This is a genomic window from Roseibium sp. TrichSKD4 (assembly GCF_000148725.1).
In the GTDB taxonomy this organism is placed as follows: domain Bacteria; phylum Pseudomonadota; class Alphaproteobacteria; order Rhizobiales; family Stappiaceae; genus Roseibium.
The window spans coordinates 246,215-260,351 of sequence record NZ_GL476300.1; the positions used below are offsets into that span (position 1 = coordinate 246,215).

Below are 14,137 nucleotides of genomic sequence, written 5' to 3' on the forward strand. Positions count from 1 at the left end.
AGTACACGGTTGCAGCTGTTTTCTTTTTATTTGAACGCACCGCGCCGTGTTCAGGCGCGGTGCGTGTTTTTCAGGCAGGGGAAATTGTTCCCGCTGCGAACGCTCGGATTACTTGATCCGCGGCAGGGTCTCGAACTGGTGGAATGGCGGAGGTGAAGACAGGGTCCACTCCAGAGTGGTTGCACCCTCGCCCCACGGATTGTCACCAGAAACGCGCTTCTTCATGAAGGCCTCAACCACACCAAAGAGGAAGATGAGAACTGCGAAGGCGGAGATGTACGAACCGTAAGAAGAGATCGCGTTCCAGCCAGCCAGCGCATCCGGGTAGTCGGCGTAGCGACGTGGCATGCCGTTCAGACCCAGGAAGTGCTGCGGGAAGAAGACGAGGTTCACGCCAATGAATGTCACCCAGAAATGCAGCTTTCCGATGGTGTCATTGTACATGTAACCGAACATCTTCGGGAACCAGTAGTACCAGCCAGCGAAGATCGCGAACACGGCGCCCAGCGACAGAACGTAGTGGAAGTGAGCCACAACGAAGTAAGTGTCATGGAACGCACGGTCCAGACCTGCGTTTGCGAGCTGGACACCTGTCACACCACCAACGGTGAACAGGAAGATGAAGCCGATCGCCCAAACCATTGGAGTTTTGAATTCCATGGAACCGCCCCACATGGTGGCAATCCAAGAGAAAATCTTCACTCCGGTTGGCACCGCAATGACCATCGTCGCAGCGACAAAGTAGGCTTGCGTTTCAGCTGACATGCCGACCGTATACATGTGGTGCGCCCACACGATGAAGCCAACAACACCAATTGCAACCATCGCATACGCCATCCCCAAGTAGCCGAAGACCGGCTTACGGGAGAAGGTAGAAATGATGTGACTGATGATGCCAAAACCCGGCAGGATCATGATGTACACTTCAGGGTGACCGAAGAACCAGAACAAGTGCTGGAACAGAACAGGGTCACCACCACCGGCAGCATCAAAGAATGTTGTTCCGAAGTTACGGTCGGTCAGCAGCATGGTGATCGCACCAGCCAGAACCGGCAGGGACAGAAGCAACAGGAACGCTGTCACAAGAACGGACCACGCAAACAGCGGCATCTTGTGCATTGTCATGCCAGGTGCACGCATGTTGAAGATGGTCGTGATGAAGTTGATCGCACCCAGGATCGAAGATGCACCCGCAATGTGCAGGGACAAGATCGCCAGATCCATTGCCGGACCAGGCTGACCCGAAGTGGAGAGCGGCGGATACACAGTCCAACCACCGCCGACACCGTTAGCGCCCGGAGGGCCCTCAACAAACAGGGACAGCAGCAGCAACAAGAACGCTGGCGGGAGAAGCCAGAACGAAATGTTGTTCATGCGTGGGAACGCCATATCCGGCGCACCGATCATGATCGGTACGAAGTAGTTGGCGAAACCACCGATGACTGCCGGCATGACCATGAAGAAGACCATGATCAGACCGTGAGCGGTCGTGAAAACGTTAAAAGTGTGCGGATCGCCAAAGATCTGCATGCCGGGCTCCTGGAGCTCCATACGCATGCCAACACTAAGGATGCCGCCTATGATACCTGCGAAAATCGCGAAGTACAGGTAAAGCAAGCCAATATCTTTGTGGTTGGTCGAGTAGACCCACCTTGTCCATCCTGTCGGATGATCGTGTGCATCATGCACATCGGTCGCAGCCATTGTGTGCTCCCTCTATTTAGCCCTTGGATCGCGAGGGCATTTAGCCCTCGCTCAAACTAAAACGCCGGTATCAGTTAGCGGCGACAGATACTTCTTCAGACGCAGCTTCTGCGACTTTTTTGTCAGACGCGATGGCTGCCCAAAGCTGCTCGTTTGCCTTATCGACATCGTTCTTCGCAGCTTCCACCCACTGTGCGTACTGCTCTTTCGTTACAACACGAAGCGAGATCGGCATGAACGCATGGTCCTTGCCGCAAAGCTCAGAACACTGGCCGTAGTAAACACCCGTCTCGCGTGCTTCGAACCACGTTTCGTTCAAACGGCCCGGGATCGCATCGATCTTCACGCCCATGGACGGTATTGCGAACGCATGGATCACGTCAGCTGCGGTCACTTGAAGGCGAACAATGGTATCAACCGGGACGATGACGTCGTAGTCAGTTGCCAGAAGACGTGGCACTTCGTTGAGTGTTAGCCCACGGGCGTCAGCAACTTCCTGACGATCAGCCACGTCGGCTTCCGGATCACTGTAGCTGCCCACCATGATGGAATCGAAGGAAACGTCCTCCATTCCTTCATCGGTGTACTCATAACCCCAGTACCACTGATAGCCAGTCGCCTTGATGGTCATTTCATATTCCGGGATCTCCAGTTGCTTGTTCAGCAAGCGGAAAGACGGAACAGCGATCACAACAAGGATCAGGATAGGAACAACTGTCCACACGATCTCAATCGTGGTGTTGTGAGATGTCTTGGACGGAACCGGGTTGGCCTTCGCGGAGAACCGCATGATCACCCAGATCAGCAGCCCGAGAACAAACAACACGACCGCAGTCATGATGACCAGTGTCAGATTGTTGAACGAAACGATGTCGTCCATCACGTCGGAAACGGAAGCTTGAAAACCAAGCTGCCACATCGACATTCCGGATTCTGCCGCAAGCGCCGCTGGCGCAACCCCGGCAAATGCGATCGCCACTGCGATCCAGCTCATGAGACGCTTGAAGACTGCCTTCACGTCTGCGCTCCCTTCCCTCAACCGCACCCTGTTGCGCGGCCTTCGCGTACAAATTTCTAGAACCAAAACGGTTCTGGTCGACTGTTGGTGCCTCGATTTGACGCCCATTCGAGGCCATCAAATGGCGCATATCCGGTCGAGGACCTTCGCCAATTCAACGCCATCCTAATCACAATCAACGTTATAAGGCGACGGAACCAATAGTCTGAGCGGCGAAGTGCCGCACACCACTTCCGGACATGTCTTAGGCGCACAAAAACCACAACCTGCCGCCATTCGCAACGATTATGACTCTTTTTCGCCCTTGTTATAGTGCACTTATGCATTTGATGAAGATCAAGGACAACACAGAGTTTAGGTAATTGCACCAAGTCTGCGGTGATCTGGGGAAACTTGCCCCGATCAGGGCTGGTCACCGCAACTTGCATGTTGCAATCTCGTCACCTGAATTTCAGCCTGATTCGTGGCCCGTCAGCTTCGACAATACGGCACAAGATACTGACCATTTCGGAGGACCCCGTGTCGACCTTCCCGAATCTTTCGCTCAAATCCCTGCTCCAGCAGCTACACAGTAGGGCAATTGCCTCTGCAAGCCGCGCATGTGCAGCCGCTCTGATAGCTGGCGCAGCTTTGGCGGGCGCAAGCGCCCCTTCGCTTGCACAGGGTGAGATCAAATCTACACATGGTGACTGGCAACTGCGATGCGACACACCTCCCGGCGCAGGCGGCGAACAGTGCGCCCTGATCCAGAATGTTACTGCTGAAGACAGGGAAAATGTTGGCTTGTCGGTCATTGTTCTGAAAACAGCTGACAATCAAGCGCGGATTTTACGCGTTCTGGCACCGCTAGGCGTGCTTCTGCCATCTGGCCTTGGCCTGAAAGTTGATAATGCGGATATTGGCCGTGCCGCCTTTGTCCGCTGCTTGCCAAATGGCTGTATCGCGGAGGTCATTTTGGAAGAGGAGCTTCTCTCCAAGTTTCAAGCCGGATCGCTCGCAACCTTCATCATATTCCAAACTCCGGAAGAGGGGATCGGCATTCCAATTTCACTGCGCGGCTTTTCCGCCGGTTTCAACGCACTGCCTTAGAATATACCAAAGGGGCCAAATCGGCCCCTTTAATGTTTCAAATTCTGTGCCCCTGGAAGGCCTTGAACCTCACGTTTTTTCCGCCAGACGTTGCTCAAGTCGCTCCAAATCGTTTTGGCGGATCTTGTCTTCGATCTGCTCAATCCGATCGGTCGGCGTCCCGAGGGCTGCCAGGGCAGCACGACCAAAGGCAAGACTCGATTCGAATGTCTCTCGGATCTGGAAATCGACACCCTTTTCTTTCAATGACAAGGCATGCGCACTGTCGGTCGCCCGGCAGAAAAGCTTGACCTCTGGAAACTCTTCCCGGATCAGGTCGATCGCTCGCCCCATCACCTTGTCATTTTCTATGCACATGGCGACAAGAGCAGCTTTGCCGGCACCAGCAGCCGTTAAAACGTCCGAGCGTGTCGCATCTCCATAAAAGACATTGTAGCCGAGCTTGCGCGCATAAGAGATCCGGTCGGGCCGATTGTCGATCGCGGTGATTTCCAAACCGTCAGCTGTCAGGGATTCAGCTACGGTCATCCCGAAACGTCCGAATCCAATAACCAGCACAGTAGGCGTGGCTTCATCAAAGGTCTCAATAGATGGGTTTTCCACGCCCCGCGCCTTAATCCGCGCGGCAACACCATCCAGTACCAAACACGCAATGGGCGTGAACAGCATGGTGAGGATGACAATCGCATTTAGGAGATTGACTGTTTCAAAAGCCAGGATTCCGCCACCGACGGCCGCAGTAAAGAGAACAAAGGCAAATTCACCGCCTTGAGGAAGAGTAACTGCGATCCGCAGAGCATCTGAATTGCTGGAGCCAGTCACGCGCGACAAGGCCCAAAGAAACACACCTTTGGTCACCATGACCACGACAACACCAGCAGCAATGAACCCGAGATTGTCGCCAAGTACGCTGAAATCGAGCGACATGCCAACAGCGACAAAAAACAGCCCCATCAGCAGAGAGCGGAAGGGCTCGATATCCGCTTCCAGCGTATGGCGAAAACTGGATTCTGCTAATAGCACCCCTGCCAAAAAGGCTCCGAGTGCCATTGAAAGCCCCACGGAATGCATGATCCCGGCGCTTCCAAGAGCAACAAGAAGCGCCGCAGACAGCATCACCTCTCGCGCTCGTGTTGCAGCCAGTAGGGAGAAGATGGGTGATATGAGGTAGCGCCCCGTGAGAATAACCGCGGCCACCGCCGCAAGGACAATGGAAACTTCTTTTAATGCGTCCCCGCCGGAACTCACGCCCCTGTCAGGCGCGAGCAAGGCAACCATCGCTAATAATGGGACGATTGATATATCCTGAAACAGCAGAATTCCAAACGCCCGCTGACCATATGGCGAAGACAGTTGGCCGCGCTCTTGAAGAATTTGCAAGGCAAACGCGGTGGACGACAAGGCTAAACCGAAGCCTGCAACCAATGCTGCGCTGTTGCCCATGTCGAGAAAGGTCGCAAGACTAAAGAGGCACAAACCTGTCAGCCCCACCTGAGCTGTTCCAAGGCCAAAAATATCCCGTTTCATGCGCCAGAGTTTTGCTGGATCGAGTTCCAACCCGATCACAAACAGAAGGAGTACTACGCCGAGTTCTGCGATTTTCAGGACATCTTCGCCAGACGCCAGAAACCCCAAACCGAAAGGACCAATTGCTGCGCCTGCCGCCAGATATCCGACCACAGAACCAAGGCCAAGGCGCTTGGCAATGGGAACAGCAACAACTGTTGCCGCCAGAAATACAATTGATTCAGCAAAGAATGGTGGGGCGGTTTCCGCAGCCATAATCTATTGATATCCGATCATTCGTCACAACGGGTGACCGCCTGGGGTCAGGCCGTGTCAATACTTCTGCCGGCCCTCTCGGACCGGCCGTCTCACCATCGCTGGAACCGACCTTACTTGCATTGACCAACCGCAATCGAGAATTGCGATTGTTGAAAACCTTAAACCGCGGTTCCGCCGACTGTCAGGGCATTTATCCGCATGGACGGCTGCCCAACGCCGACAGGCACGCCCTGCCCCTGCTTCCCGCATGTTCCGAGGCCTGGATCCAGTTTCATGTCATTTCCGATCATGGTGACGCGGGTCAGGGCGTCTGGACCATTGCCGATCAGCATCGCGCCTTTTACTGGCGCGCCGATCTTGCCGTTTTCAACTCGGTAGGCTTCGGTACAGGAGAAAACGAATTTGCCAGATGTAATGTCCACCTGCCCGCCTCCAAAGGAAACGGCATAAATTCCGTCCTTCACAGATTCCAAGATTTCCTGCGGATCCTTGTCACCGTTCATCATGACAGTGTTGGTCATGCGCGGCATTGGAATGTGCGCATAGGACTGCCGACGTCCATTTCCGGTTGGCTCCATTCCCATCAAGCGGGCGTTCTGCCTGTCCTGCATGTAGCCCTTGAGGATGCCATCTTCGATCAGAACCGTGCGTGAGGAGGGTGTCCCCTCGTCATCGATTGAGAGCGAGCCACGCCGGTCCGGAATGGTACCGTCATCTACAATGGTCACGCCCGGTGCTGCAACGCGCTCGCCCATCAACCCTGCAAAGGCGGATGTTTTCTTGCGGTTGAAATCACCTTCCAGTCCGTGACCTACGGCCTCATGAAGCAAAATCCCCGGCCAGCCCGCGCCAAGCACAACATCCATCGTCCCAGCTGGAGCCGGAACAGCTTCCAAATTCACAAGGGCCTGTCGAAGAGCCTCATCAACGCCAGCCTGCCAGTTTTGCGGGTCAATGAACTGATCAAAAGCTTCACGCCCGCCGCAGCCAAACATGCCACTTTCCTGGCGATCATCATTTCCGGCAATGACAGAGATGTTCAATCGCACCAGTGGCCGGACATCTCGAACTCGGTGGCCATCGGCCCGCAGAATATCGACAACCTGCCATTGGCCGGAAAGAGAGGCCGTAACCTGCCGCACGCGCGGGTCTTTCTGACGCGCGTAGGCATCGATTTCCTGCAGTAGCTTGACCTTGTCCTCAAAACTCGGGCTGCCGAGTGGGTTGGCATCTGAATAAAGCGCCTGATTGGTGCGGGTCGGCGCAGCAGCATATGCGCCAGAATGGCCGGATTTGACGGCAGAAACCGCATCAGCCGCCCTTTTTAAAGCCGCTTCGGAGATATCACCCGCATGGGCATAGCCCGCAGCTTCTCCAGCAACAGCACGCAAACCAAAGCCTTGGGATGTGTCGTAATTGGCAGCTTTCAAACGCCCGTTATCAAATACGAGACCTTCCGTCTGCTTGTATTCAACAAACAACTCACCATCATCCGCCCCATTCAAGGCCTCACCCGTAATGCGCTTGGCGGCCTCAAGCCCGAGGCCGGATGCTTCGATGAGATCGGTGCTGACGTCAGACATGCATATCCCCATTGGACTGTGGCAAAGATGGCCATTCTCGGCTTTGCGCAGCATTATAACGCAGCCTGCGGCCATCACGGTTCAAACGATTTTCGATGAATCGTCTGCTTTCATCAAACATAGGCGATTTCCCCGCCAAATCACCCAAAACCCACAAGGTTTCTCAAGTTTTTTTGCCGTTGAAGCTGTAAAGCGCCTGCCACATTATCTCAACTGCTGACAGTTCTGATCAGGCGCAATTGTTGCTCTCCCCCCAAAGCTCGCTTAAAAGGACCGTTCGCAATGGATAAGGCGCAAGTTCGATGAACCGATTTGAAAAACCTGGCATGCCCAACGAAGCTCGTATCCGGTATCTGGATGGAGATTATCAGGTCGAGACACCGGGAACTTTTGTGCGGTGCGCTGTGACAGATACAGTCATTCCACTTGATGAGCTGAAATACTGGTCTGTTGAATTGCAGGAACCCTATATTGATGCTCATGCATCACTCAAGCGGTTTCAAGAAACCCAGAAAAGCTCATAATCTGGCGGCGTCCCGCCGCTACCGGCCCAACTCGTAGCGCCGTTTGTTGATGCGCTCTTGCACGATATGGGACAACCGCTCCCCATCCGGGACGCGCATATACACCGGCAGAACTTCTGTTCGCGTCGCCAACCATCTGAAAATTTCCGGACGCGCGGTCTCAATGCGCACCATGTCTTTTTCGGTTGTGACCAATTGAAGGTGTCGCTGTTCGGAGAGTTCCAGCAGCTTCTGCGCTTCGGCTTCTGAAAACTCGTGATGATCAGGAAAGCTCAGAGTTTCAGCGACATCCAGCTTCAGTGCGCGCAGGGTATCGTAGAACTTTTCGGGACGCCCTATACCGGCAAACGCATAGAGACTGCCATTCTTCAAGTCATCTACGTATCCAGGCTCAAGGCGGGCATAGATGATCGGGATGCCTTTTCGTGAGGCCAACTTGATCGCCGGCTCTGCCTGTTGCCCCTCTCCCACGACCACAAGCACATCGGTTGCGACAATTTGCGCGGACATCGGTGCCCGCAAAGGGCCAGAAGGAAGGCACTTCCCGTTACCCAAACCATAAGCGGCATCTACCAGAACAAAAGACAGGTCCTTTTTCAAAGCCGGATTTTGAAACCCGTCATCCATCAACAGGACATCAATTTCCTGCTTTTCGGCAAAGCGCGAACCGGCGACACGATCTGAGGAAATTATCGTGGGACCCGACCTTGCCAGCATCAATGCTTCATCGCCAACCTGGCGGGCAACGTGATCGTCGGGGTTGATCAACAACGGCCCCTGCTCGCTTCCGCCGTACCCACGCAGCAGAAATCCAGGGCGCAAACCCTCGTTTTTCAAAAGTTCCGCAAGCATAAGCGAAAACGGGGTCTTACCCGTTCCACCAACAACGAAGTTTCCAATGCAGACAACGGGTAATCGGCTTTCGCCTTTCGGCTTTGAGTGCATTTTTCGGGCAGAAATCCACCCGTATATCCAAGACACAGGCGATAGAAGGGCGGCGGACAGCGTAGTGCTACTGGACCACCAGAAATCCGGAGCTTTCACCGCACCCTTACTCCCAATCTGTTTCTAATTATCGCCCTGTCGAGGGCAGATATGGCTCAATCAATTTCATGACCCGGACCAATGCGCCGCGCCCATTTTCAATAATCTTATGCGCATTGGCTATTTGTGAGGCGCATTCCGCCTCGTTTTCAAGCAGAAAATTGACTTCCTCAGCCAACTTATCAGCCGACGGGATCTTCCGGGCTGCACCAGCTGTCCAAAGGTCGCGATAGGTGTTTTTCGCATTAGCCACATGAGGGCCGGTGATCAGTGCAGTGTCAAACTGGATGGCCTCAAGCGGATTGTGTCCCCCGCGATCCGTTAGTGACCCTCCAAGGAAGGCAATGGGAGCCAGAGAATAAAAGAGCCCCATCTCTCCCAGCGTGTCTCCCAGATAAACGTCATCTGTGAGAGCTGGGAGCGCGCCCTTGGACCGCTGTGAGACCGAGAGCCCGTACTCTTTTGCCAAAGTCGCGATTTCCGCTCGCCGATCCGGGTGGCGTGGCACCAGCATCAACAACCCACCTGGATGACGGTCTCGAACGTCCAAGTGCGCCGCAAAAGCGCTTTCTTCTTCGCCCGGATGTGTGAGTGCAGCCAACCAAACCTTTCGTGAGCCGATGGCAGCCTTCAGTCTGGCTACTTCCTCAAAAGACGGGTCTGGAACGACAGAGTCAAACTTCAGGTTCCCGGGACACTCGACCCTTTTGCAACCAAGCCTTTGAAGACGTTCGCCATCATGAGGTGACTGCGCCATTGCCAGATCAAACGCGCCAAAAAGAAAACCCGCCGTAGACGGAGCTTTGCCCCAACCGCGAAAAGATCGCTGAGACATGCGCCCATTCACCAGCACGGTTGGGCAATTGCGCTCTTTTAGAGCGGCGAGCGTGCCCGGCCATATTTCCGACTCCACAAAGAGGGCAACACTTGGCTGCCAGTAGTTTAAGAAACTTTCCAGAAGTCGGGGACTGTCAAAAGGCGCGTATTGATGGACCGCTCGATCAGGCAATTGTTTGACGGCGATCTCTGCTGAAGTCATCGTCACGGTTGTCAGCAAAACAGTGTGACCCTGTTCTGCAAGGGCCTCTATCAAGGGAAGCACTGAATTCGTCTCGCCAACGCTAGCCGCGTGGACCCAGACAAGAGTTCCTTCCGGGCGTGTTTGGCCGGGCTCTCCGAACCTCTCTCCACTGCGGAGCGGATCATCCTTGCCCTTTTTGATGCGTTTTTTATGAAGCACCGAATAAAGCGGTTCTCCCAAGCGGGTCAGACCCAAATAAAGTTTGACCGGCAGTGGGCGCTTTTCAGCCATTCGGACGCCCTACAAGGGTGTAGGCTGTTTCCGTGACATCGTTCAGGCCATTTTCCACCGCCAAACGCGCTGCTTCCAACTCTTCATCGGTGGCTTCTTTCGCGACGTGGATCGGTTCTCCAAACGCTATTCCGCCTTTGCCAAACGGCAAGTTGATGCTCGCTTTGTCCCAGCTGTTCAACTCGATACTACGGCTTGTGCAAATCGCGATGGGCAGGATCGGACGACCAGAGTGCTTTGCAATCTGAACGATACCCAAACCAGCGACCCGTGCCGGACCTTTGGGCACATCCGCCGTCAGAGCAACGCTGTCGCCTTCTTTCAAGGTGCGCAGGCATTCAATGAAACCGCGCATTCCTCCGCGTTTTTTGATCTGGTGTTTTTTCTGGCTGCCAGACGCCCGTATCAGGCCGATCCCGAGACGCTCAGCCGCGACAGCGTTTATTTCGCCATCCGCTGAGCGGGAAATCATGACTTTCACAGGCACGTCTGATGGGCGTGTGAACGGCATCATGAAGTGTTGGCCGTGCCACATGGCAATTATGTATGGCAGACCGTATCCAACCATTTCATAAATCCCTTCAGGGGCAACCGTGAAGCGGTTGGTGCGGTGGACAAACCTTAGATACTCCGCCATGAGAACGCCAACAGCGCGCAACACTCGCGGATTTCGGCCAAGACTCTTTAGCATTAGACGCCCAAAACCCTATTTGCTTCAGCCAGCCAGATCAGGCTGCTGTATCCGGGTCAAGCAAGCGGTGCATGTGCACGATGAAATAGCGCATGTGTGCGTTGTCGACGGTGGATTGCGCCTTTGCCTTCCACGCGACATAAGCTTCAGCGTAGTTCGGGTAGATGCCAACGATGTCCAGTTCATCGAGATAACGGAAGGTTATACCTTCTGGCGTTTCCAATTCACCGCCGAATACCAGGTGAAGAAGTTGCTTGTTCTCTTCAGTGCCGCTCATGTGAGGCCCTTTCAAAAATCAGTTCAAGTCGGTCACCCAAGCAGGCTGCCAAATGCAGCTCGTGCCGGGTCGAGCAAATCTACGGGCGCTGCGATCAACGCAGGATGGCGGGTCTTTGCCTTGTTATAGGCCAGACGTTGCCCAGTGAGGTCCGCCAGTGTTCCGCCTGCTTCCTGCACCAAAAGGTCCGCAGCTGCAAGATCCCAATCGCTTGGACCGGCGCGTGCAACGCCGATATCCACCTGACCATTGGCAACAAGCACAAGTCTGTAGGCCAAAGAGCGGATATAGGTGGTCTTTTTGACACCAACTCCCGCCAAGTCCTCATGGTCGTTTACAGACGGTGGGCCGCTCAGGGTCGCCCCTGCAACAGCCTTTGACCCTGCAACTGAAATCGCTGCGTCATTCAAGAAGCTGCCGCCCCCCATTTGCGCGGTATACAGCTCTTTGCGCATCGGGGCGTAGACAACACCCGCGACAGGCCTCCCCTTTTCGACGACTGCTACAGCCACGGTCCATTCATCACCGCCGGCAAGAAAGGCCCGGGTTCCATCTATCGGATCGATGATAAAGGTGCGCTCCCGATTAAGCCGCTCCTTGTCATCCAAAGTTTCCTCTGACAACCAACCATAGTCAGGGCGAGCGGTCTTGAGGGTGTCCGCAAGAAACCCATCTACGGCAAGGTCGGCCTCAGAGACCGGCGACTTGCCGCCCTTCAGCCAGGTTTCGGGGTCTTTGCCGAAAAATGACAACGCCAATTCACCGGCCTCAAGTGCCGCTTCACGCAAAAGGTGAAGATCTTTGGTATTGGCGGTGCCGGTGACGTCTTGGTTACTCGCCGGCAAGTGCCATGTCCTCAATCAGGATGGATGGCGCTGCGACGGAGTATCGAGCGTCCAGGTCGTTGGCTGGAACGAGGCGCGCAAACATGTCGATCAAGTTTCCGGCAATGGTGATTTCGCTGACAGGATGGACGATCTCGCCGTTTTCGTACCAGAAACCCGCGGCACCTCGCGAGTAGTCGCCAGTTACAGCATTGACGCCGTGGCCAATAAGATCTGTAACCAGAAGACCACGACCTGTCTCTGCCATCATTTGCTCTACGCTTTTTTGACCCGGCTCCAGTGTCAGATTGGTGCTGCCGGGGGATGTACCTGCTCCGCTGCGTTGAGCGCGCCCATTCGGCGTCAATCCGAGTTCTTTGGCAGCAGCCGTATCCAAAAACCAATTCTGCAAGACGCCATCTTCAATCATCTGGAGAAACTCAGCAGCAGTTCCCTCGCCGTCAAAAGGGCGGGTTGCAGCACCGCGCCGTTTCCGGGGATCATCGGTAATGCGAATGCCAGGAGCAAACAGGCGTTCACCCATCTTGTTTTTCAGAAAACTGGTCTTACGCGCCACGGAGGCACCATTCACCGCGCTTGAAAAATGGCTGACTAGACTTTTGGCAGCGCGAGACTCGTAAATTACGTTGACGGTGCCGGTCTCAACCTTTCTGGGGTTCAGACGACGAACTGTTCGCTCGCCTGCGCGCCGTCCGATCACAGCCGGGCTTTCCATATCTTCCAGAAACGTCCGGTAGTCAAAATCATAGTCCCGTTCCATGGACGTGCCTTCACCGGCAACAGCTGTCATGGACAGACCATGGCGAGACGCAACATACGCACCTGAAAACCCGTGGCTGGTGGCGAGCACTGCGCCTGACAGGCGCCAGGATGCACTTGCTCCACCGGACTTTGAAACACCGCTGACCGCTAAACCGGCAGCTTCGGCCTCTTTTGCCCATTCTGTAAGCTCTGTTGCAGAAACTTCGGTCTCATCGAGCAGCTCAAGCGCAGGTAACTCCTTCAGCAGACGGTCTTGATCTGCAAGACCCGCATACGGATCTTCCGGTGCGACCTTTGCCATGGCAACGGCCCGCTCGACCAAGGCTTCCGGGTCTTGCAGGGCGTTGGCCGAGACGGCAGCGTTTCGTTTGCCAACAAAAACCCGAACGGTCACATCGCCCCCTTCGGCCCTTTCTGTCTCCTCAACTTTTCCATCCCGTACTTCCACGGCAAGAGACGTCCCAGTCACAGCGATAACATCACACGCATCCGCGCCGAGCTTTCGGGCGGTTTCGACCAATTGTTCTGCTTTTGAAGTAAGGGCTTGTTGGTCAATGAGATCAGACATGTTTTTCCCGTGGTTGGCGAAGCGACTTGGGCGTGGCTGGTATTGAGTTGTTTAGGACGATGCGAGGCTGGCGGCAACTCGTCAAATTCTTACGATGTGTTTTAGCGAAAACCCCACAGTTAACGAAATGTGAATCAGAAGGTCAGAAACCAGTAACCGTGTTAAGACTTATACTTTTTTAACCGTGCTTCTTAAGCGAATAAGTACGACCTCCGATGTATTCATGTATTCGTCGAATGACCGAACAGAAAAACAAATAGGTCCGGCGGAGAGGCAAATTGAGACGTCAAACAGCTCACAGTGAAGCCACAGGTTTGGAACCAGGTTACAAGGTACTACTTGAACCTGGTTCCATTCCTCTCAACTTCAACCAGAAAAATTCAGGCTCCAGCGAAGACACACAGGTATATCTGGATCAGGATGCTGCGATCTTCGAGCGCACCCAAAATGATCTACCGCTGACAGTCGTTGTTCCGATGCACCTTTTTGAAGGTGTCATGGTTCAGGTTTTGCCCGGAGAGGCACCTGGTGAAGTGATTGCCTCGTTGATCCTGAAAAACAAGGATCCTGAACTTTCAATTACACTGGCCGAAACAAGCCAGCCTGAAGCGTTTTCACGTCTCTGGCCAGAATGGTCAAGAGCCCTCAAGCTGCCTATGCTGGTGTGTGATGTTGCGGGCGACATCAAGCCGATTGAAGCTTACAGCGCGAAACAAGATGCTCCTCCAGCACCTCGTCGCAGATTGGCCATGCTGACAGGTCGACGCCCGAGATTTCTCGTTAAACGAGCATTTACCACCCAATCTTCAGGGTCAATGTACGTGCATCGTGACGAGCGAGAAATCATCGCGCGCAGCTGATATCTTTCAAAAAACGGTCTCGGAGATTAGCGCTCCACTGAAAGTGGTGAGCTATAATCTATTGTTTTCAATTAA

13 protein-coding genes are annotated in these 14,137 nt (G+C 54.3%); 3 read left to right on the forward strand and 10 right to left on the reverse strand.

The genetic code is table 11. From position 1 onward, the window contains the following. Nucleotides 1–108 precede the first annotated feature (108 nt). Together ctaD and coxB are read right to left on the reverse strand one after the other, a co-directional pair. The gene (gene ctaD / locus TRICHSKD4_RS01165) at nt 109–1,704 is read right to left on the reverse strand and encodes a cytochrome c oxidase subunit I (protein ID WP_009758873.1); all 1,596 of its coding nucleotides are present in this window, start codon (nt 1,702–1,704) and stop codon (nt 109–111) included. A gap of 70 nt (nt 1,705–1,774) precedes the next feature. After that, complete coding sequence (coxB, locus tag TRICHSKD4_RS01170) at nt 1,775–2,698, reverse strand: cytochrome c oxidase subunit II (RefSeq protein WP_040615925.1); 924 nt, start codon at nt 2,696–2,698, stop codon at nt 1,775–1,777. 543 nt (nt 2,699–3,241) lie between these two features. Between coxB and TRICHSKD4_RS01175 the strand changes: the two genes are divergently transcribed. Next, entirely contained in the window at nt 3,242–3,811 is a 570-nt protein-coding gene (locus TRICHSKD4_RS01175; protein WP_009758876.1) for an invasion associated locus B family protein, read from the forward strand. Nucleotides 3,812–3,880: 69 nt separating this feature from the next. On the opposite strand, the gene TRICHSKD4_RS01180 is transcribed toward TRICHSKD4_RS01175, so the two are convergent. Continuing rightward, entirely contained in the window at nt 3,881–5,593 is a 1,713-nt protein-coding gene (locus TRICHSKD4_RS01180; protein ID WP_009758877.1) for a monovalent cation:proton antiporter-2 (CPA2) family protein, read from the reverse strand. A gap of 161 nt (nt 5,594–5,754) precedes the next feature. Beyond that, complete coding sequence (gene tldD / locus TRICHSKD4_RS01185) at nt 5,755–7,179, reverse strand: metalloprotease TldD (RefSeq protein ID WP_009758878.1); 1,425 nt, start codon at nt 7,177–7,179, stop codon at nt 5,755–5,757. A 302-nt stretch (nt 7,180–7,481) separates the two neighbouring features. Between tldD and TRICHSKD4_RS01190 the strand changes: the two genes are divergently transcribed. Then, a complete protein-coding gene (locus TRICHSKD4_RS01190) occupies nt 7,482–7,703 on the forward strand; it encodes a DUF2093 domain-containing protein (protein ID WP_009758880.1) in 222 nt (73 codons plus the stop codon). Between the two features lie 18 nt (nt 7,704–7,721). Here TRICHSKD4_RS01190 and lpxK read toward each other — a convergent pair whose 3' ends face one another. Genes lpxK through TRICHSKD4_RS01220 form a run of 6 tightly spaced genes read right to left on the reverse strand, consistent with a single transcriptional unit; the run spans nt 7,722 to nt 13,202 of the window. Then, nucleotides 7,722–8,747 (reverse strand): tetraacyldisaccharide 4'-kinase, encoded by a 1,026-nt coding sequence (gene lpxK, locus TRICHSKD4_RS01195; protein WP_009758881.1) that lies wholly within the window; start codon nt 8,745–8,747, stop codon nt 7,722–7,724. A gap of 28 nt (nt 8,748–8,775) precedes the next feature. After that, nucleotides 8,776–10,059, reverse strand: coding sequence for a 3-deoxy-D-manno-octulosonic acid transferase (locus tag TRICHSKD4_RS01200; protein ID WP_009758882.1), 1,284 nt, complete (start codon nt 10,057–10,059; stop codon nt 8,776–8,778). After that, nucleotides 10,052–10,750, reverse strand: a complete 699-nt coding sequence (locus tag TRICHSKD4_RS01205; RefSeq protein ID WP_040615834.1) for a lysophospholipid acyltransferase family protein — start codon at nt 10,748–10,750, stop codon at nt 10,052–10,054. Before TRICHSKD4_RS01205 ends, TRICHSKD4_RS01200 begins: the two co-directional genes overlap by 8 nt. 37 nt (nt 10,751–10,787) lie before the next feature. Then, the gene (locus TRICHSKD4_RS01210) at nt 10,788–11,027 is read right to left on the reverse strand and encodes a DUF4170 domain-containing protein (RefSeq protein ID WP_009758884.1); all 240 of its coding nucleotides are present in this window, start codon (nt 11,025–11,027) and stop codon (nt 10,788–10,790) included. 32 nt (nt 11,028–11,059) lie between these two features. Further along, nucleotides 11,060–11,872, reverse strand: a complete 813-nt coding sequence (locus tag TRICHSKD4_RS01215) for a 3'(2'),5'-bisphosphate nucleotidase CysQ (protein WP_009758885.1) — start codon at nt 11,870–11,872, stop codon at nt 11,060–11,062. Next, complete coding sequence (locus tag TRICHSKD4_RS01220) at nt 11,859–13,202, reverse strand: TldD/PmbA family protein (protein WP_009758886.1); 1,344 nt, start codon at nt 13,200–13,202, stop codon at nt 11,859–11,861. The genes TRICHSKD4_RS01215 and TRICHSKD4_RS01220 overlap by 14 nt, the downstream gene beginning before the upstream one ends. 278 nt (nt 13,203–13,480) lie before the next feature. Between TRICHSKD4_RS01220 and TRICHSKD4_RS01225 the strand changes: the two genes are divergently transcribed. Beyond that, on the forward strand, nt 13,481–14,062 hold the full coding sequence (locus TRICHSKD4_RS01225) for a DUF6101 family protein (protein WP_009758887.1): 582 nt from the start codon (nt 13,481–13,483) through the stop codon (nt 14,060–14,062). Nucleotides 14,063–14,137: the final 75 nt, after the last annotated feature.

What these genes read in the sequence shown, in the direction of transcription:
- ctaD (WP_009758873.1), bottom strand. Translation starts at nt 1,704, where the DNA reads ATGGCTGCGACCGATGTGCATGATGCACACGATCATCCGACAGGATGG.
- coxB (WP_040615925.1), bottom strand. Translation starts at nt 2,698, where the DNA reads ATGAGCTGGATCGCAGTGGCGATCGCATTTGCCGGGGTTGCGCCAGCG.
- TRICHSKD4_RS01180 (WP_009758877.1), bottom strand. Translation starts at nt 5,593, where the DNA reads ATGGCTGCGGAAACCGCCCCACCATTCTTTGCTGAATCAATTGTATTT.
- tldD (WP_009758878.1), bottom strand. Translation starts at nt 7,179, where the DNA reads ATGTCTGACGTCAGCACCGATCTCATCGAAGCATCCGGCCTCGGGCTT.
- TRICHSKD4_RS01190 (WP_009758880.1), top strand. Translation starts at nt 7,482, where the DNA reads ATGAACCGATTTGAAAAACCTGGCATGCCCAACGAAGCTCGTATCCGG.
- TRICHSKD4_RS01200 (WP_009758882.1), bottom strand. Translation starts at nt 10,059, where the DNA reads ATGGCTGAAAAGCGCCCACTGCCGGTCAAACTTTATTTGGGTCTGACC.
- TRICHSKD4_RS01205 (WP_040615834.1), bottom strand. Translation starts at nt 10,750, where the DNA reads ATGCTAAAGAGTCTTGGCCGAAATCCGCGAGTGTTGCGCGCTGTTGGC.
- TRICHSKD4_RS01210 (WP_009758884.1), bottom strand. Translation starts at nt 11,027, where the DNA reads ATGAGCGGCACTGAAGAGAACAAGCAACTTCTTCACCTGGTATTCGGC.
- TRICHSKD4_RS01220 (WP_009758886.1), bottom strand. Translation starts at nt 13,202, where the DNA reads ATGTCTGATCTCATTGACCAACAAGCCCTTACTTCAAAAGCAGAACAA.